Origin of the sequence: Prevotella sp. P4-119 (assembly GCF_002251345.1) — a bacterium.
Classification (GTDB): Bacteria; Bacteroidota; Bacteroidia; order Bacteroidales; family Bacteroidaceae; genus Prevotella.
In genome coordinates this window covers 43,687-62,376 of the sequence record NZ_NPJB01000088.1, presented here as the reverse complement: position 1 = coordinate 62,376, position 18,690 = coordinate 43,687, and the positions used below count along the sequence as shown (strand labels likewise).

Sequence of the window (18,690 nt, the reverse complement as noted above, 5' to 3'; positions counted from 1 at the left end):
ACGAGGGTTGAGCGATATCGCTTTCCTCGAAAGCGTGTGCAAAGGTCTCGCTTTTTATCCATATCTTTTTGCATTGGCTATTAAAAATACCGAATGCCGCTATCGGTACCTATATCCCCACGATAGAAAACGGTTGTGGCAAATTCATAAAAAAAGAAAAATATCGGCAGATTATTCGTTTATTACCAATAAAATAGGTAATTTTGCATGAATTATTTATTTAGACGTAAAAAATAAGATGAACGTAATTACGAAAAGTATTCAGTTGCCTGATGGAAGAACCATCACAATTGAAACCGGGAAAGTGGCAAAGCAGGCTGACGGAAGCGTTGTTCTCCGTATGAACAACACCGTACTTCTGGCCACTGTTTGTGCCGCAAAAGATGCAGTTCCCGGAACAGATTTCATGCCTCTGCAGGTTGACTACAGAGAGCAGTATGCCGCCGCAGGTCGATTCCCCGGTGGTTTCACCAAGCGCGAAGGCAAAGCCAGTGACAACGAAATCCTTACCAGCCGTCTGGTGGACCGTGTGCTCCGTCCGCTGTTCCCTTCTAACTATCACGCTGAAGTTTATGTGAATGTAATGCTTCTGAGTGCAGATGGTGTTGACCAACCCGATGCATTGGCAGGATTCGCCGCATCAGCAGCATTGGCATGTTCGGATATTCCCTTCGAGTGCCCCATCAGTGAGGTTCGTGTAGCTCGTGTTAATGGCGAGTTTGTTATCGACCCAACCTTCGAACAGATGAAGGAAGCTGACATGGACATCATGGTTGGTGCTTCTGCCGAAAACATCATGATGGTGGAAGGCGAAATGAAGGAAGTTTCAGAGCAAGATATGATTGGCGCACTGAAAGCAGCGATGGCTGCTATCAAGCCTATGTGTGAATTGCAAACCGCACTGAGCAAGGAGCTCGGTACCGATGTGAAGCGCGAATACAATCACGAAGTCAACGATGAAGAACTGCGTGAGCAGATGAACAAGGAACTCTATCAGCCTTCGTACGACGTGACCAAGCAGGCTCTTGAGAAACATGCGCGTGCTGAGGCATTCGAAAAGATATTGGCAGATTTCAAGGAGCAGTATGCTACTGCACATGCCGATCTCACCGAAGATGAGCTCGAAGAGAAATATGCCATGATGGACCGTTACTATCATGATGTGGAGCGCGACGCTATGCGACGTTGCATTTTGGATGAGGGTATTCGTCTTGACGGTCGTAAGACCGACGAGATTCGTCCTATTTGGTGTGAGGTTTCTCCACTGCCCATGCCTCACGGAAGCTCTATCTTTACACGTGGTGAGACACAGTCTCTGACCACTTGTACTCTCGGCACTAAACTCGATGAGAAACTTGTTGACGATGTACTTGACAAGAGCTATCAGCGCTTCTTGCTCCATTATAACTTCCCTCCATTCTGTACTGGTGAGGCCAAAGCCCAGCGTGGCGTGGGTCGTCGTGAAATTGGTCACGGTCACTTGGCATGGCGTGGTTTGAAGGGTCAGATACCTGAGGACTTCCCTTATACCGTACGTCTGGTATCTCAGATTCTCGAGTCTAACGGTTCTTCATCTATGGCTACCGTTTGTGCAGGTACGCTTGCCCTGATGGATGCAGGTGTTCCTATGAAGAAGCCTGTATCAGGTATTGCCATGGGTCTGATTAAGAATCCCGGTGAAGATAAATATGCTGTATTGAGCGATATCCTCGGCGACGAGGACCATTTGGGTGATATGGACTTCAAGACCACTGGTACTAAGGACGGTCTGACAGCCACTCAGATGGATATCAAGTGCGACGGTCTGTCGTTCGAAATCTTGGAAAAAGCTCTTATGCAGGCTAAGGCTGGCCGTGAGCACATCCTTAAATGCATCACCGATACTATTGCTGAGCCACGTGCTGAGCTTAAACCACACGTACCCCGCATCGTAGCCTTTGAGATTCCTAAGGAGTTCATTGGTGCTGTGATTGGCCCGGGCGGAAAGATCATTCAGCAGATGCAGGAGGATACCGGTGCTACTATCACTATCGATGAAGAGGATGGCGTTGGTAAGATTCAGGTGAGCGGTCCCGATAAGAACAGCATCGATGCTGCTATTGCCAAGATTCGTGCCATTGTGGCTATTCCTGAGATTGGTGAGGTTTACGAGGGTACCGTACGCAGCATCATGCCTTATGGTTGCTTTGTAGAGTTCATGCCAGGCAAGGACGGTTTGCTCCATATTTCAGAAATCGACTGGAAGCGTTTGGAGACCGTAGAGGAAGCTGGTATCAAGGAAGGCGATAAGATTAAGGTGAAACTGCTGGAGATTGATCCTAAGACCGGTAAGTTCAAACTCTCTCATCGCGTTCTTATTGATAAGCCTGAGGGATATGTTGAGCGTCCTGCACGTCGCGACCGTGGCGAGCGTCGCCCCCGTCCTGAGCGTGGCGAGCGTCGTCAGCACAACGATCACCGCGAGCGTCCACAGCGCAACGACGAATTCCATGAACCCAACAACGAGCCCAAGGATTTCAGCGATGCTCTCGACAAAATGGACTTCTAATTGCAGCGAATCATATAGCTGAAAAATAATCTAAAGTGTCCTGCTGAAGCTTTACGGCTTTGCAGGACACTTTTCCGTTTTTCCAGAGTTATACAAGAATTTTATTTTTCAGAAAATTTCGACCACTCGACCACCGATGTGTGCATCACGTTATCGTTCAGTACTTTAGACGGTGGTCGAAACTGTTTATATCGACCACCCATCGACCACCAAATCTCATATCCTATTCGAATGTCGCTCAGAAATAAAATTGATTTATATTCTTTTGATAACGTTTTGCCAAGCTGTGCCAAATGTTTGGCAAAAGTATTGTTCAACGTTTGGCAAAGGTATAGTCTAACGTTTGGCCAAGGTATAGTCCAACGTTTGGCAAAGGTATAGTCTAACGTATGATAAAGGTATTGTCAACGTTTGACAAAGATATTATCCAACGTTTGACAAAGGTATTATCCAACGTTTGACAAAGGTATTATCCAACGTTTGATAAAAGTATTATCCAACGTTTGATAAAAGTATTATCCAACGTTTGATAAAAGTTTTTTTCAATATTACACACGAGACATGTTGAAAATCAGATACTTAAAAGACTGATGTGGACCTCTGCTATCTTCATGTTTGATGAGTGTTTGTGAAAAATATGAAACCCATCGCATACGGATGTACACGATGGGAGAAATGAGGTCTAATGATTGTTTTGAGTGAATCTTTTCTGTTAACTTTGTGGTAGCATCAAACCGTTAACCCACTGCATCTTGCTGTTTTTTCTGCTTTTTGGCATCTATGCCTATACCAACTGTATCACAGACGAGCATGAATGCCCAGAAATTCCAGAATGAACTTTGGAAGATTAATGCAACTATAATACCAATGATATCGATTATTGCCATGCTATAACCAGTAGTTTTACAGTTCTCCAATGCCTTGATAAAACGCTTGTGGTTTATTATAAGCATCACAAGTTCAAACAGTGCAGAAATAACTAAAAGACCGAACGATAGGTTGCTCCATACATCAATCAATAATTCATTGCCTTTAGAAATGTTTTCTATCAAAGGGTCAAAGGTCCATACAAGCAGTCCTGCACGAAAAATCCAAGATGCCCATATTATGCTTTTAGAATATCTGTCCATGCCTATTTCATTTTAGTTTCCCAATATGATATACTATACAAAGCAGTAGAAAAAGCAGCTTTTACTTGCGTTTTCTCTTCTTCTGTCAAATCTGCAGTACTATCGATTATTTCACAATACTTTCCGATGATAAATGCAATGTCTTCAGCGTTTTCTGTATAGCTGTCTAATGCTTCGTCAAACAACCTTATGATTTTATCCGTAGTAGAGTCTGATTCGTTTTTTTCTCCTGTACATATATCAATGGCAATTTGTTTGCATTTCGTTTTTAATTCTTTTGAGTCAATCAAACTTAATTGTAATTCAATAGTTTCTGCATCAATTTTTTTATCTGGATATTTTTCATCCTTTTTATCCATGTTTGGTCCACTTGAACCGTCAAATGTGGCAAGTGCAGTATTATGCATTTTTCCTATACATAGTGAAAGTGCATCTAAATTTGATAATAATATGAGATCATTGTTTACAATAGAATCTCCTTTAAGAGCTTCATCCAAATTGGTAATGCCTGATTCAGTAATGTCTCCTTTTTGTGCCAAACTCCTACATAATTCGGATATTGTTTCTATATCAGCATCATTACATTCAAGTTTATGATCCATATCGCGATATTTCCACCAAGAAGAAACACCGCCACCAATCACGCCTCCGATGATGGCGCCAAAGCATCCACCTCGTGATGAATCAATTTGTTTTCCGATTTTATATCCATATTTAACTCCATCGTAGCATCCTTTGAAATCAGCTCTTACCAATTCATTTCTCTTATTTCTATTCCAGTCTTTCCATCCTCTTGTCACAAATGGTGTTTTGAGCTGTTCAAGTTCAGCGTTGATGTTTTCAATTTTGGAGATTACGTCAGGAGTTTTTGCTTTAGGTGTCATTTCCATGTCATAGTTGTCTGATGTACATGCTGTCAGCAGTATAATCATTGTCATTACTGCCATGCCTTTTGAAATACCGATCATTGTTTTCATAATTTGATTGATTTTTGTTGTGTGAATAATTGTTTTGTTTCGATTGCAAAATTAAGCAGAACCAAAACAACGAGCAAAAAATCAATACACGTTAAATTCACAAAACATCAAGTGTGTATTTTGTGTGTATAGAAGTGTGGCTTTAATGGCTTATGAGATAGTAGCTTATGCGCTTTGTGATGTTGATTGTGAAATATCGTCCTTTCTCTTGCGGTTGTGATTAGAGATAAATAGACCGACGAAAATGATGAGGAATACCGTCCATGCTATCCATCGTTGTGAGTCGAAAAGCAGTGCAATGGCAATACCCAAGAAGCAGAGACAGGTGTTGATATTCAGAAAAAGCTGTTCAGATGCCAATTTTTTCAGTGTGTAAGTCCATTTTTTGCTCAATAGTTGTCTGCTGAAGAATACGGCAATAATAATAAGCAAAGCTCCACAGGCTTGGAAACTCCACCATACGAAGGAACTCGAATCGTAGAAGTAGTCTATCATAGGGTCCAATGTACCATGGAAAAACACAGCGGTGTATAGCCATGATTCCAACATCATATTTATGTTTGACCTTTTCATTCTTTTTAGTTTAGGATAAAAATGCGTTGCCGAGTATAGGGATTAGTGTAGAGCCAGCAATTTGTCTTCCAATCCTTTTGCACCTTTCGTGCCAAAGAGTTTTTCGTGTATGCTTGCTTTCGCATTGCTCACTCGTTGCATACTGATATTCATTGCAGCGGCTATTTCCGATGGAATGAAGCAGACGCGGAGTAACACACATACTTGTATTTCAGTTAGCGACAAGTGTTTGGTGGGATTGCATACCACTGCCCAGAAGTCGGGTAGATGGGCTTCTGCCAACTGTACCACCTCCCGTAGGTCGCGCCCAGATGGAATTTTTCCTCGTTCAAGCAATGAGTGGAGATGGCTGATAGCCTTGTCATCGAAGAGTTCGCGCTCTTTGTCCCATGTTTCAATCGATACGTTTTGGTCTAAATAGGTTGCCACTTGAGCGCGCAGCGACTCCAATTCTTCGCCTTTTGCTTGCTTGTATGCGAGGAAATCGTTTTGTAGTGTGTCATATTCGTGGCGTGCATGGTCGTAGGTGGCACGTAGTTGCTGGAAGTACATATTATGGCGTTCAATCTTGATGCGCTGCCACTGTTTATGACGTTTGTACCACTGGTGACTAATCAATCCCGCGATGCAGAGCACAAATATAACGATAAGGAGTGCAGCAATCATTGTTTTCAGACGCGCTTCCATGTGCTTCTCCACTTCTCCCATGCGATCCTGTGTATAGAGACGGTACATTTCACAGTCGATATTTTCTGCATGCATTTTTTGTAGAGAATCGCAAGCTAAAGTGTAATAAGTGGCATAGCGAGTGGCTTCACGCAGGTTTCCTTTGGCAGTGTAATAACGCATCAAACCACCATTTATGCAGGCTGTCAACGGCATGTCGTTGATATCAGAAAGGTTGGCTTGCATATAATAGAAACCAGCCGAGTCGATATTGTCTTGTAGCTCAGCCAATATGCCTTGGCAGGCATAGTAATTGTTCCACAAGCGATGGTTTGAGGCAAGGTAGTGCATTTCTTGCTGTACTTTTTGCATGACAGATTCTGCAAATTTCCGGTCTGTCTTTTTAGCAATAAGGGGCATTTCTTTCAGGAAGAAACCGACAGCCAACTCGTGATATTGTTGTTTAGCCATGACATCTGCCACTGAGTCGAGCAGTGTTATTGCTCTGTAAGTATCGCCGTTTTGTGCGTAGATGTCTGCCGTTTGTGTTTTAGCCTTGAGAGCATTGACGGTATCGTTGGCTTTGAAAAATGCGTGTTCGGCTTTATGTATGCAGTTCATCTGCATACTATAGACCATCGCCCGTCCGTATGCTTTCGCCATTTGTGCATGGAGTGTGCCCAATAAGTGCCAATCACAGTGTGTATCGGAAGTGTCAGTGTGTGCCACAGCCTTCATATAGTATTGGAGTGCCATGGGCGTATTACCTTTGTAGTCGTAAACGAGTGCAGCCAAATAGTTGGCGCGCACCTGCTCTTTACAAGTGCCATGCAGGTCGTAATAGTTGGCGCTTTCTATGATTATGCTATCTTCCACTATTGTGTTTCCCGTGCGATAGCTTGCGTCAGTCAGTAGCAGATGGTAGGCCATGTATTGGCTTTTGTCCATTTCATTTTGTTCGCTGCTGATGCTATTGAGTAGCAATAGTGCAGAGTCGGGATGTTCGTCCATTATATTTTCTGCATGTTCTAATATGGCAATACTCCTGTTGCTTTTGCCACAGGTGCATAGAAGGATAGTTGTCAGCATTGCCAGAAGCACAATGCTGCACATGTGTTGTAGCTTTTGTTTCTGTCGTGTTGTCAGCTTCATATATTCTCGAATCCTTTTGGGACTATGGGCAGAATGTGTAGTAATACGGTTTGGACTATTTCTTTATTTGTATGGCAAAGGTAGTCAATTTTTTCCTTTTCTGCAAAAAAACAATCTATTACACATAGAAAACCTTAATTATAGTTGCGTTTGAATACTTCATTTGCTAATAAAGTATGGGAGCAGGAAATGTATTGCCGATGTTCTTGCTGATAAAATGATGTTCGCAGAGTTTTAGGTTGGTGTTCGATGTTCGATGAAAACGAAAAAAATGCGCATGCGCTCATGCGCACGCGCGAGGAGTATGGGGTTAACCTTCGATATCCTGTTTAGCGGCAGGTTTAATCTTTAGTTCGTAGAGGTCGCCACGACGGTCGCGCAGGTTGCGCACAGCACCATAGGTGTGTAGCTCGTTGAGCAGACTCAGATCTACATCGCTTACCAATATCATCTCGGTGTTGGGTGTTGCCTCGGCACGCATACCGTCGGTGGGGAATGCAAAGTCGCACGGGGTGAACACAGCAGACTGTGCATACTGGATATCCATGTTGTGGACACGCGGCAGGTTGCCCACACTTCCGGCAATTGCCACGTAGCACTCGTTTTCGATTGCACGAGCCTGTGCACAGATGCGAACACGTGAATAGGCGTTCTTGGTGTCGGTCATGAATGGTACAAAGAGTATCTGCATGCCCTCATCTGCCATCAGGCGTGACAGCTCAGGGAACTCTACATCGTAGCAAATCAGTATGCCGATGCGTCCGCAGTCAGTATCAAAAGTCTGCACATGGCTGCCACCGGTCAGTCCCCAGCATTTCTGTTCGTCGGGAGTGACATGTATCTTTTCAAACATCTCGTATGATCCGTCGCGACGGCAAAGGAAGCCCACATTGTAGAGAGCACCGTCATCTTTGACGTAAGGCATGCTACCTGTGATGATGTTGATATTATAGCTGATGGCCATTTCAACGAAGCGGTCGCGGATTTTCTCCGTATATTGTGCCATGGCACGGATAGACTGTGCCTCGCCCATATCGTTGAACTTCGCCATCAGTGGAGCGTTGAAGTATTCGGGGAAGAGGATGAAATCGCTCTTGTAGTCGGATACGGAATCGACAAAGAACTCTACCTGTTCGAACAAATCATCGAGCGTATGGTAGGGGCGCATCTGCCATTGTACCATACCGATACGTACCGTGGGACGCTTTTCGACCACATTGTTGGATGGCTGATAGTAGATATTGTCCCATTGCAGCAGTGTGGCACAATGTTTCGACTCCTCGTCGTTGGGCAGATAGTTGCGGATGACACGACGCACGTGGAAGTCGTTGGACAGTTGGAAAGTAAGTACCGGGTCGTATATCTCTCGCGTGCGTACCTTTTCTATATATTCCTTAGGACGCATGGTGTCGGCATAGAGGTGGTAGTTGGGTATTCTACCGCCAAACATGATGGCCTTGAGGTTGAGTTTCTCACAGAGTTCCTTGCGATATTCGTACATGCGGCGAGCCAGTCGCATGCCACGGTAGTCGGGATGGATAAACACCTCGATGCCATAAAGGATATTGCCGTCGGGGTTGTGAGTGTTGAACGTTTCGTTGCCAGTGACCTGTGCATAGGTGTGGTCGCCTTTCACCTTGTTGTAGTCAACAATGATGGATAGGGCACATCCCACTATCTTATCATCGACCACGATAACAATCTGGCCTTCGGGAAAGATAGTGAGGAGTTTCTTGATTTGTGCGTGAGTCCAGAAGACATCAGCATCGGCATAGATGCGTCGGAATGATCGTGCCAACTGGTCGTAGTCCTCCATTTGGAGGTTGCGCAGTTCTACTTTGTTGGAGTGTGACGTTTCCATAATGTACGGGTTATCTTTTGCTGTTTTCTTTTTACCGACGCAAAAGTACTAATTATTCCTTTATGTTGAACACTATCATGGCGTGTTTTTTATCTTTTCTTCCATCTCCTTGACTTTGTCGTGGATATATTTACAGAAACCAGAGTCTTCCAATACTTCGATATCAGAAAACAGTCCCATGACAAAACGACCTATACCAATATAGCTGCACACATCGAGTTCAAGTATCCAATGGGTGTCATTGTCTTTACTGATATAGGCTGCCGATAATGGATATTCTTCTTGTATGATATTGGCTGATAGGCGGCCCAGACGTAGTTTGATACGCATCTGTTGTTCGCCGCTGAACATGAAGATGTCAGTGTACATCTGTCGATGCTGCCTTTCGTGCTGCCATTCGTCGGCCAACAACTCTACCGATTCCATGCGTGCCACCTTGAAGGTCTTGTTCATCTTTGATGTTAATTCATAGCAACGCACCTCGCGATTGTCGTTCATCAACATGAACGGTTCGACAATGCGATCGCTTACCGAGTTGCTGTGTGGCGATGAATAATGGTGGAGAATGACGTTGCGATGATATTTGATGGCATCGTAGAGGACGCTGATATTCAAAGCCTGCTGTTCGCGCAACTGGGCATCGGCAAGGATATTAAAATCGTAGAGCGTGTCGAGCTTCCTCTTTAGATGGGCCACCAGTGCTCCCTGACCACCATAGTTTTCAAGCATGCGGCGGATATAGATGGCTTCGTCTTCGGTGAAATGCACTTTGCGGAAGAGTTTGGTGAAGTAGGTGGAGTTTTTGTCGATGGAATAGACGGTACCGCGCTTTTCCACTTCGAAGCCAAAGTCACGGAAAAAATCGAGATAGTAATAGAGCGTGCGCTTTGATAGCTCCATCTTTTCGCAGAGTTGCTGTACGTTGAGCTTCTTGTTTTCGGTAAGTAGAAGCAGCAACGACAGCTCTCGGTTCAGTTTGTCGTGACGCATAGGCTATTCTCCAAAATCGAGTGAAAGCTGCCCATCACCCAGCAGATTGAAACTCTTGCGGTGATAGGGAGTGATACCGCAACGGCTGATAGCTTCGCGATGCTTCTTGGTGGGATATCCTTTGTTGGAATGCCAGTCGTATTCAGGATATTCCTCTGCCAGTCCATCCATATAGTCGTCGCGGTAAGTCTTGGCAAGAATCGAGGCTGCTGCAATGCTGAGATATTTACCATCACCTTTGACAATAGTGGTGTGGGGCAACTTCTGATAGGGTTTGAAACGGTTGCCATCCACAATAATTGCTTCTGGACGCACTTTCAACTGGTCGAGAGCACGGTGCATGGCGAGTATCGAGGCATTGAGGATGTTAATGCGGTCGATCTCCTCGGCTGTTACGATGCCTACAGCCCATGCCAATGCGTCGCTCTCAATAATCTCGCGCAACTGCTTGCGCTTATGGTCTGTCAATTGTTTCGAGTCGTTGAGCGCCTCGTTGTGGTAGTCTTCAGGAAAGATAACAGCAGCAGCATAGACGCTACCTGCCAAACATCCACGTCCGGCTTCATCGCATCCTGCTTCTATCTTACCCGTGTAATAATGGCTTGCAAGCATATAATATTGTAAAGAGATGTTAACGATTAAATTCTTTTAACTAAGATATTTTGAAAGTGAACATATTGTGCACAAAATAGTAGTTCCTTTGCAGCATCGAAACAATAAAATCTGAACTGAATATGAAACAGACCATCACTTTGAATCGTAACGAGCGCCTCATGCTCAATGTACAGCGTATAGCCAATCTTGCCAATAAACCCCTTGCGGCTCTTGCCAACTACTATTCGCGATTGCTAGGCGAGAAAGTCAACGTGCGACAGACCTTGTTGCTATGCAATGCACAGGCTGCATTCTTCTTCCTTGTATTTGCATCCATGTCGTTGGTATTGCGGCTGCTCTGTCTGCTGTGGTTTTGCAACGCATTGCTCAAATGCCGAAACAGCGGACTTGGACGCGACTAATAGTTAATGCCCAATATGCAGAAACTTGACACTGTTGGTCAGAACATCTGACTGACACGGCGTATGCCATTGACCAAAATGTCAATCTCCTCTTTCGTATTGTAAAGGGCAAACGATGCGCGCACCGTGCCGCTGATACCAAGGCGAGTCATCAGGGGTTGGGCGCAATGGTGTCCAGTGCGTACAGCTATGCCAAGGCGATCGAGCAGGGTGCCCATGTCCAGGTGGTGGATATTGCCCACCAGAAAACTGACTACTGCATCTTTGTGTGCTGATGTGCCAAACAGACGCATATCATCGATGGTTGACATCTGCTCCATACAATAATGGGTAAGCATCTGCTCGTGGGTTGCTATCTGGTCAAGGCCTAATGCCGAAATATAATCAATAGCAGTGGCGAGGCCGTGGGTTGCTACATAGTCGGGCGTGCCTGCTTCAAATTTAAAGGGCAGGCGTTCAAAAGTGGTTTGTTCCCACGATACTTTATCTATCATTTCGCCGCCACCTTGATAGGGTGGAAGTCTTTCCAACCATTCTTCTTTACCATAGAGCACACCGATACCAGTAGGGCCATACATCTTGTGTCCACTGAAGGCAAAAAAATCGCAATCCAGTTCTTTTACATCAACATGAAAGTGGGGAGTGCTCTGTGCACCATCCACCAATACGGGAATTCCATATTTGTGGGCAATGGTTGTCACATGCTTTACATCGTTTACTGTGCCGAGCACATTGCTTACATGGGCCATGCTCACCAGTTTGGTACGCTCGTTGATCATCTGTTCCAACTGATCCAAACAGAGATCGCCCTTTTCGTCGAAAGGCAGATGACGTACTACGATGCCGCGGCGGTTGGCTTGTAGTTGCCAAGGCACGATGTTGGAGTGGTGCTCCATGTCGGTGACAATAACTTCATCGCCCTCTTTCATCATCTCTTCGCAGAATGATGATGCTACTAGATTGATGGCTTCTGTAGTGCCGCGAGTGAACACAATCTCTTCTGTTTTAGCGGCACCGATGAAAGCACGCACCTTTTCTCTTGCTGCCTCATGTAGGTCGGTGGCCTGTTGCGACAGGTAGTGGACACCGCGATGTACATTGGCATTGACGTTGAGGTACTCCTCTCTCATAGCATCGAGCACGCAGAGAGGTTTCTGAGTGGTGGCTGCATTGTCGAGATAGACAAGTGGACGATCATAGACTTTTCTCGACAGAATGGGGAAATCTTCCCGCACTTTATTGATATCGTACATCTTTTCTTATAATCTTATTTACAGAGTTTGCATCCCACACATTTGCTGAGTTCACCGCGGAAACGCTTTTCTACCAAATAGTGCAGGCGGTCGCGGAGTGGTTCGAGTTGCATCTGATCGACCACCTCGTTGATGAATGCGTTCTGCAACAGCAGTCGTGCCTCTTTTTTCGATATGCCGCGTTGCTGCATGTAGAAGAGGGCCGCATCATTGAGCTGGCCTACTGTACTTCCGTGAGCACATTTTACGTCATCGGCATAAATCTCCAGCATGGGCTGGGTGTACATACGGGCTGTCTTTGAAGCTGTCAAGTTCTGATTGGTCATCTGCGATGAGGTCTTCTGTGCGCCATGTGCCACATAGACTCTTCCTGCAAATGCTCCAACGGCATCTTCGTTGAGCACGTACTTGTAGAGTTCTGTGCTGGTGCAGTGGGGCACCTCATGACGGATGAGCGTGTTGTTATCTACATGTTGTTTCTTGTCGGCAATCACACAGCCATAGCATCCACATTCTGCACCTTCGCCAGCAAAGGTGAGATCAAGGCGGTTGCGTGTCACACCATTGTGAAGGGTTATCACATTGTGGTTGACACGGCTATTAGCTTGTTGCTCTATATATACATTGCTGATACGTACGTTCTTGTGGTGTGTCTCTTCCAAACAATAGAGGTCGAGCGAGGCATTGTTGCCAACAAATGCTTCGATGATCTGTGTGGAAAGGAAATTGCGGTCATCGGCTGCATGGTCGCAGAAGAGCATTTTCAGTTCGGCTCCATCCTCCAGGATAATCATCACGCGGCGGTTGACCATAAGGTCAACATCGCTTCGGAGGATGTTGATGACCTGTATGGCACGTTCCACTTTGGTGTGGCGTGGCACATAAACAAGCAGTCCGTCTTGTGCCAACATGGTGTTGAGAGCTGTTACGGCATCTTCGTCGGTTTTTGCTAAGCGCCCATAGTGGCTTGCCACCAGTTCGGGATGTTCCTTCATTGATCCCACAAAAACACCTTCGGGCAGATGGCCTTTAGGAGTTTCTTGGGTGTAGAAGGCGTCATTGACCATGAAATAAAGCGAAGTAGATAGGTTGGGTACATCGCATCGGAAGGCCTCATAGGGGTCAACGGGGATGTTGAGTCGGTTGAGGTTCAGTCCGTAGTTGGGTTCGAAGAGTTGTTGCAGGTCGGTATATTTATACCGTTCCACCCGTCGGGTGGGGAAGCCCTGCGCTTTGAAATGCTCGAAAGCCTTGTCGCGTATGGCATTCATGTGCTCTGGGGCATGACTGATAATCATCTGCCTTGCTTCCTGATAGAGCTCGATATATTGTTGTTCGCTACCCATTTATTCTTCTCCTATTTCTTCTTTGATCCAGTCGTAACCATGTTCTTGTATCTCTTTGGCCAGTTCTGGACCTCCGGTTTTTACGATGCGTCCCTTGTAGAGCACATGAACAAACTGTGGACGAATCATCTCCAGCAGTCGGTCGTAGTGGGTGATAACGATACAGGAGGTTTGTGGAGTCTGCAGTTTGTTGACTCCTTCTGCAACAATGCGCATGGCATCGACATCGAGGCCTGAGTCGGTCTCGTCGAGAATGCTTAGCTTTGGTTCAAGCATAGCCATTTGGAATACCTCGTTGCGCTTTTTCTCGCCACCGCTGAATCCTTCGTTGACCGAGCGGTTGGCAAGTTTAGAATCGAGTTCTACTATCTTTCGCTTTTCGCGCATCAGTTTTAAGAACTCTGCGGCATTCATTGGTTCAAGACCTTGATATTTCCGTTTTTCGTTAATGGCAGCTTTCATGAAGTTGGTCATCGATACTCCGGGAATCTCCACAGGATATTGGAACGAAAGGAACAATCCCTCGTGTGCGCGGTCTTCGGGCTTCATGTCCAATAGATTTTTACCATTGAAATATGCTTCTCCTTCGGTCACTTCGTAGAGTGGATTGCCCACGAGAACGGCACTGAGTGTGCTCTTGCCCGAACCGTTGGGGCCCATGATGGCATGTGTTTCACCGTCGCGAATGGTCAGGTCGATGCCTTTCAGTATTTCTTTGCCAGCAATGGTGGCATGCAGGTTTTTTACCTCTAACATATCTTGAGTCTTTTTATTGTCGTTGTTGTTTTATCCCACGGTACCTTCGAGTGATACGCTGAGCAGTTTCTGTGCCTCGACGGCAAACTCCATGGGGAGTTTCTTGATTACTTCTTTGGCATAGCCATTAACGATGAGACCTACGGCTTGTTCGGTGGGTATGCCACGCTGGTTGCAGTAGAAGAGTTGGTCTTCCGATATTTTGCTGGTAGTTGCTTCGTGTTCGAATACTGCGGTGTCATTGTGTACATCCATATAGGGGAAGGTGTGTGCACCACAGTCACTGCCCAGCAGTAGAGAATCGCAACTGGAGTAGTTGCGTGCATTGTCGGCTGTGCTGGTAGCACGTACCAGTCCGCGGTATGAGTTTTGGGAGTGGCCGGCAGATATTCCTTTCGATATGATGGTACTTTTGGTGTTTTTGCCCATGTGTATCATCTTTGTGCCAGTGTCTGCTTCTTGATAATTGTTGGTAACAGCTACACTATAGAACTCTGCTGTCGAGTTGTCACCACGGAGTATGCAGGAGGGATATTTCCAAGTGATAGCACTTCCGGTTTCTACCTGTGTCCACGAAAGTTTAGAACCTTCACCTCTGAGATCACCGCGCTTGGTGACAAGGTTGAGCACACCACCTTTACCATTCTCATCACCGGGATACCAGTTTTGTACGGTAGAGTATTTTACTTCGGCTCTATCATTGACAATGATCTCTACGATGGCGGCATGTAATTGGTTTTCGTCGCGCATAGGGGCTGTGCATCCTTCGAGATAGGATACGTAGGCATCGTCGTCGGCAATAATCAATGTGCGTTCAAACTGTCCTGTGTTACGTGCATTGATGCGGAAATAACTGCTCAATTCCATAGGACAGCGCACACCTTTGGGGATATAGACAAAAGATCCATCGCTGAATACGGCACTATTGAGTGCTGCGAAGAAATTGTCGCGGTATGGTACTACCGTACCGAGGTATTGTCTGACGAGTTCGGAATGTTCCTTAATGGCTTCACCGATGGAGCAGAATATTACACCTTTCTCTGCGAGCTTCTCTTTGAAGGTGGTCTTTACCGATACCGAGTCCATGATGGCATCTACTGCTGTATTGCCACTCAATGCCAGACGTTCTTCAAGGGGAATACCCAGTTTGTCGAAAGTCTTTTCCAGTTCCGGGTCAATCTTTCCGTCACCTTGGGGTTTCTTGGCCAGCGGGTCTGCGTAGTATGATATGGCTTGATAGTCAATAGGTGGCACATGTACATGTCCCCATCGTGGTTCCGTCTGCTGTTGCCAGTAACGGAAAGCTTTGAGACGGAAATCAAGCATCCATTCGGGCTCTCCTTTTTTTTGCGATATGAGCCTGACAATATCCTCATTGAGTCCTTTCTCAATGATTTCAGTATGTACATCAGTAGTGAATCCAAACTCGTATTTCTGTTCAGCTACTTGGCGTACTAATTCGTTGTTGTTTTCTTTCATTTCCATTTGGGGTACAAAGTTACGAATAAGTGAGTGAAGTACAAAAGGAAAACGAGTTTTTCTTTTCGCTTTAGTTCCTTTAGAAAACTATTCTCTGCTTGATGATGCATAGTCGCGTGGTGATAGACCGAAGCGCTTGCGGAAACACTTGCCGAAATAACTACTATCCTTAAAGCCTGAACGATATGCCACTTCGTTGATGCTGAGGTTAGTGTGTTTTAGCAGTTCGGCAGCACGTGATAGTCGGAACTCCTTGATAAGATCGAGTGGTGCAAAGCCTGTGACGTTCTTCACTTTCTTGAAGAATGCCGATCGCGACAGCCCCATTTCAGCAGCCATGGTATCGATGTTGAATTCGCTGTTTTGCAGATTCTCATCGATGATGCGATGCAACTGGTCTATAAACTCCATACCTTTTTGCTCAACATATTGTGAGTAGTCAATCTCTTTGGCTGGTGTAGCGGTGGCCATAGTATGTAGCTTTGCCAGTCGTTGACCGATAATCATTTCGTTTCTCATTCGGTTCATTTGCAGTCCTGTGCGTACAATGAAGAATGTGATGATGCCGATGACAGCCAGATAGATAAGATATGCCCACCATGTGGCCCACCACGGTGGAAGTATGCAGATGTGCAGTTCGTCTCTTGAGCAGAGTGTTGGATTGCTATCGTCTATTGTTTCAACCACAAAGGTGTAGTTACCTGGTGGTACTTTGGTGTACGATGCTTGTCTGTTTTGTCCGCTGTAGTTCCAGTCGTGGTCGTATCCTTTCAGTCGGTATCTGTATGCCACATTGTTGTTATTGATGAAGTTGAGTGCGGCAAATTCGATGGTGAATGAATTCTGATCGTGTTTCAGTTCTATCTGTTTGAGTTGGTCGATGCCATGTTGGTTTTCTATGCGTTCCAGTTGTTGGGTGATGTTTCTGTTGTTTGCGCTCATATTGGTAATGAACGTATGGTAGTTACTGTTTTCGTTGACCAGATGCTTGGGGTCGAAGACGATGATGCCTTGTTTGCATCCTAGCCATATTTCACCATTGTTCATGCGACATGCAGAAGCCTCTTCAAATTTGACATCAGGCAGTCCATCGTATTTGTCGAAGTTACGTATGCGTTCATTTTTCGGATTATAGCAAGCAATAGTGGTTTCTCCTGCAAACCACAGTCTGCCGTTCAAGTCTTCGGTAATGGATACGATGACGTCGTTGCGCAGTCCTTCTCTCATGCCAAGTGTTTTGAAGTCAGGACAGTGTTTGTGTTTGTCGTAGTTGGTTAGTCTGCTCAGTCCACCACCGAAAGCGCCCATCCATATATTATCCCTGTTGTCTTTGAAGATGGTGTAGATGTCGTTGTTAGCAAACGATGATGCACGCTGTTCCTTATAGGTTTCAAATTTGATGTCTTGTGGTTGGCGGAATTTGGTATCTGTACTCATCAGTCCGTCAATCGTTCCAATCCATAGCCGTCCGTGTTGATCCTCGGCCATGTTTCTCACTTCAGTATATAATCCGTAGGACGGGTAGTTGATAAATCCGTTGTGTCTATTGTAGAAAACCAGTTGCGTGCTGCCGTTTTGTTTCACCAGATTGAGCCCGCCATCGAGAGTTGCTACCCAGATATGTCCTTTTTTATCAGTATAAGTCATATATACCGCATTGCCACTGATGCTTTGTGGATTATTGTCATCGTGTAGGTAGTGGTTCAGTCTGTATCCAGTAGGCTGGCTGTTATCGGGTGTTGCCACGACAAGTCCGTCGCGTTTGGTTGATAGCCAGAGTCTGTGGTGCTTGTCTGCCATGACGTGGTAAATGGCTCCGATACCATGAGTCTTATAGTCGAAGGTATGTATGCGTTGTCCTTGTGGGTTGAGAATGAAAACGTCTCGGCTTCTAGTGCCCACCAATACGTTGCCATTAGGAAGTTGAAAGATGCTTCTTACTCCCGTTTGATCGAAATCAAAGGGGATGAGTTTGAAAATGCTTTTTGGTGAATGTATGCAATAGATGCCGTTCGTTGGAGTTGTTACCCACACAAGGCGGTCGTTGTCTTCGTAGATTTGAACATAGTCGTTGATGCCAGCTTGTGCAACTATCGCCTCCAGCTGTGTGTTTTTCCTCTGTTGCAGATTGTCGTTGTCTGCCATCCGTTGTTGTAGTTGTTCGCCTCTGGGTACAGCAAAGATGCGATAGTCGCGTCCCACCCATACTGAATATCCGTTGTTTTCTTCACAGTAGTCACGGTATAGTTGGTAGGTGAATGGGTTGATTTTCCCTTTTGACGAAAACAGTGTCTTGATGTCAATATGTCCCTTGGGGGTTGTTGTTGCCATCAAGAGGTTCTTGTCTTTTGTAAGTAGCAATACTTGCCCATTATCTGTAGCCTGCAGTTTAATGACCTGCATGTTTTGCGAGAGGTGTTTGAGTTCCTCGCCTAAGGCATGAAACCGTCCTGTGCGTCGGTAGAATACATACACTTTCCAATCCACGGTCTTTAGCCAAAGATTACCTTGTTGGTCTTCTGCCATGCTTTCTATCTTGCGTGGTGGTATGTCAGAGTCCGGGCGTGTACTTTTCTTCATTGTCTCGAAGTGGCTTCCGTCAAAACGACATAGTCCATACCATGTGCCAAACCACAGAAAGCCATCGCGGTCTTTCATCGCACAATACACATTATTGCTTGGAAGTCCGTTGCTGGTTGTATAGTGGTCCGTTACAAGTAACGATGCTGTTTGCCCCCATACTGTTAATGCGGGTATGATGGTCAGTAGCAGTACCAGACAGTTTTTAAGTTTCGTCATGGTGACAAAATTACAAAGATTTTTTGAAAATCAATGATATTCCTGATAAAAATATGTGCATTGGTACTCATGTAATAGGACATTTCTCACAATCGCTATCTTGTGTGGTGTTGTTATTTGTTGTTATCAAATATAAAGATATAG

At 45.4% G+C, this 18,690-nt stretch carries 14 protein-coding genes; 2 read left to right on the top strand and 12 right to left on the bottom strand.

The annotated features are described in order from the left end of the window. The first annotated feature begins 238 nt into the window (after positions 1-238). Positions 239-2,548, top strand: coding sequence for a polyribonucleotide nucleotidyltransferase (gene pnp, locus CIK89_RS11430; protein WP_094391493.1), 2,310 nt, complete (start codon positions 239-241; stop codon positions 2,546-2,548). A gap of 737 nt (positions 2,549-3,285) precedes the next feature. Here the strand turns inward: pnp and CIK89_RS11425 are convergent. From CIK89_RS11425 to CIK89_RS11395, 7 genes are all read right to left on the bottom strand, one after another. Continuing rightward, a complete protein-coding gene (locus CIK89_RS11425) occupies positions 3,286-3,678 on the bottom strand; it encodes a hypothetical protein (RefSeq protein ID WP_094391492.1) in 393 nt (130 codons plus the stop codon). Between the two features lie 2 nt (positions 3,679-3,680). Further along, positions 3,681-4,655, bottom strand: coding sequence for a hypothetical protein (locus tag CIK89_RS11420; protein ID WP_094391491.1), 975 nt, complete (start codon positions 4,653-4,655; stop codon positions 3,681-3,683). A 165-nt stretch (positions 4,656-4,820) separates the two neighbouring features. Then, positions 4,821-5,228 carry a hypothetical protein gene (locus tag CIK89_RS11415; RefSeq protein WP_094391490.1) on the bottom strand — a complete coding sequence of 136 codons (408 nt, stop codon included), beginning with the start codon at positions 5,226-5,228 and terminating at the stop codon, positions 4,821-4,823. A gap of 42 nt (positions 5,229-5,270) precedes the next feature. Beyond that, the gene (locus CIK89_RS11410; protein ID WP_094464516.1) at positions 5,271-7,046 is read right to left on the bottom strand and encodes a hypothetical protein; all 1,776 of its coding nucleotides are present in this window, start codon (positions 7,044-7,046) and stop codon (positions 5,271-5,273) included. A 310-nt stretch (positions 7,047-7,356) separates the two neighbouring features. Beyond that, a complete protein-coding gene (locus CIK89_RS11405; RefSeq protein ID WP_094391488.1) occupies positions 7,357-8,907 on the bottom strand; it encodes a bifunctional GNAT family N-acetyltransferase/carbon-nitrogen hydrolase family protein in 1,551 nt (516 codons plus the stop codon). A gap of 75 nt (positions 8,908-8,982) precedes the next feature. Beyond that, positions 8,983-9,897 carry a YafY family protein gene (locus CIK89_RS11400; protein WP_094391487.1) on the bottom strand — a complete coding sequence of 305 codons (915 nt, stop codon included), beginning with the start codon at positions 9,895-9,897 and terminating at the stop codon, positions 8,983-8,985. Positions 9,898-9,900: 3 nt separating this feature from the next. Further along, complete coding sequence (locus CIK89_RS11395; protein ID WP_094391486.1) at positions 9,901-10,509, bottom strand: ribonuclease HII; 609 nt, start codon at positions 10,507-10,509, stop codon at positions 9,901-9,903. Between the two features lie 122 nt (positions 10,510-10,631). On the opposite strand from CIK89_RS11395, the gene CIK89_RS11390 reads away from it, so the two are divergent. Continuing rightward, positions 10,632-10,913, top strand: coding sequence for a hypothetical protein (locus CIK89_RS11390; protein WP_094391485.1), 282 nt, complete (start codon positions 10,632-10,634; stop codon positions 10,911-10,913). A gap of 38 nt (positions 10,914-10,951) precedes the next feature. Here the strand turns inward: CIK89_RS11390 and CIK89_RS11385 are convergent, their stop codons facing one another. The 5 genes from CIK89_RS11385 to CIK89_RS11365 form a co-directional block, all read right to left on the bottom strand. Beyond that, positions 10,952-12,166, bottom strand: a complete 1,215-nt coding sequence (locus tag CIK89_RS11385; protein WP_094391484.1) for an aminotransferase class V-fold PLP-dependent enzyme — start codon at positions 12,164-12,166, stop codon at positions 10,952-10,954. 14 nt (positions 12,167-12,180) lie between these two features. Further along, positions 12,181-13,512 carry a Fe-S cluster assembly protein SufD gene (gene sufD / locus CIK89_RS11380; protein WP_094391483.1) on the bottom strand — a complete coding sequence of 444 codons (1,332 nt, stop codon included), beginning with the start codon at positions 13,510-13,512 and terminating at the stop codon, positions 12,181-12,183. Next, entirely contained in the window at positions 13,513-14,268 is a 756-nt protein-coding gene (gene sufC / locus CIK89_RS11375) for a Fe-S cluster assembly ATPase SufC (protein ID WP_094391482.1), read from the bottom strand. Positions 14,269-14,298: 30 nt separating this feature from the next. Next, positions 14,299-15,753, bottom strand: coding sequence for a Fe-S cluster assembly protein SufB (gene sufB, locus CIK89_RS11370; protein ID WP_371327203.1), 1,455 nt, complete (start codon positions 15,751-15,753; stop codon positions 14,299-14,301). A gap of 81 nt (positions 15,754-15,834) precedes the next feature. Further along, on the bottom strand, positions 15,835-18,546 hold the full coding sequence (locus CIK89_RS11365) for a two-component regulator propeller domain-containing protein (protein WP_094391481.1): 2,712 nt from the start codon (positions 18,544-18,546) through the stop codon (positions 15,835-15,837). Positions 18,547-18,690: the final 144 nt, after the last annotated feature.

Coding starts and splice junctions, on each gene's coding strand:
- pnp (WP_094391493.1), top strand. CDS start 239: ATGAACGTAATTACGAAAAGTATTCAGTTGCCTGATGGAAGAACCATC.
- CIK89_RS11425 (WP_094391492.1), bottom strand. CDS start 3,678: ATGGACAGATATTCTAAAAGCATAATATGGGCATCTTGGATTTTTCGT.
- CIK89_RS11420 (WP_094391491.1), bottom strand. CDS start 4,655: ATGAAAACAATGATCGGTATTTCAAAAGGCATGGCAGTAATGACAATG.
- CIK89_RS11415 (WP_094391490.1), bottom strand. CDS start 5,228: ATGAAAAGGTCAAACATAAATATGATGTTGGAATCATGGCTATACACC.
- CIK89_RS11410 (WP_094464516.1), bottom strand. CDS start 7,046: ATGAAGCTGACAACACGACAGAAACAAAAGCTACAACACATGTGCAGC.
- CIK89_RS11405 (WP_094391488.1), bottom strand. CDS start 8,907: ATGGAAACGTCACACTCCAACAAAGTAGAACTGCGCAACCTCCAAATG.
- CIK89_RS11400 (WP_094391487.1), bottom strand. CDS start 9,897: ATGCGTCACGACAAACTGAACCGAGAGCTGTCGTTGCTGCTTCTACTT.
- CIK89_RS11395 (WP_094391486.1), bottom strand. CDS start 10,509: ATGCTTGCAAGCCATTATTACACGGGTAAGATAGAAGCAGGATGCGAT.
- CIK89_RS11390 (WP_094391485.1), top strand. CDS start 10,632: ATGAAACAGACCATCACTTTGAATCGTAACGAGCGCCTCATGCTCAAT.
- CIK89_RS11385 (WP_094391484.1), bottom strand. CDS start 12,166: ATGTACGATATCAATAAAGTGCGGGAAGATTTCCCCATTCTGTCGAGA.
- sufD (WP_094391483.1), bottom strand. CDS start 13,512: ATGGGTAGCGAACAACAATATATCGAGCTCTATCAGGAAGCAAGGCAG.
- sufC (WP_094391482.1), bottom strand. CDS start 14,268: ATGTTAGAGGTAAAAAACCTGCATGCCACCATTGCTGGCAAAGAAATA.
- sufB (WP_371327203.1), bottom strand. CDS start 15,753: ATGGAAATGAAAGAAAACAACAACGAATTAGTACGCCAAGTAGCTGAA.
- CIK89_RS11365 (WP_094391481.1), bottom strand. CDS start 18,546: ATGACGAAACTTAAAAACTGTCTGGTACTGCTACTGACCATCATACCC.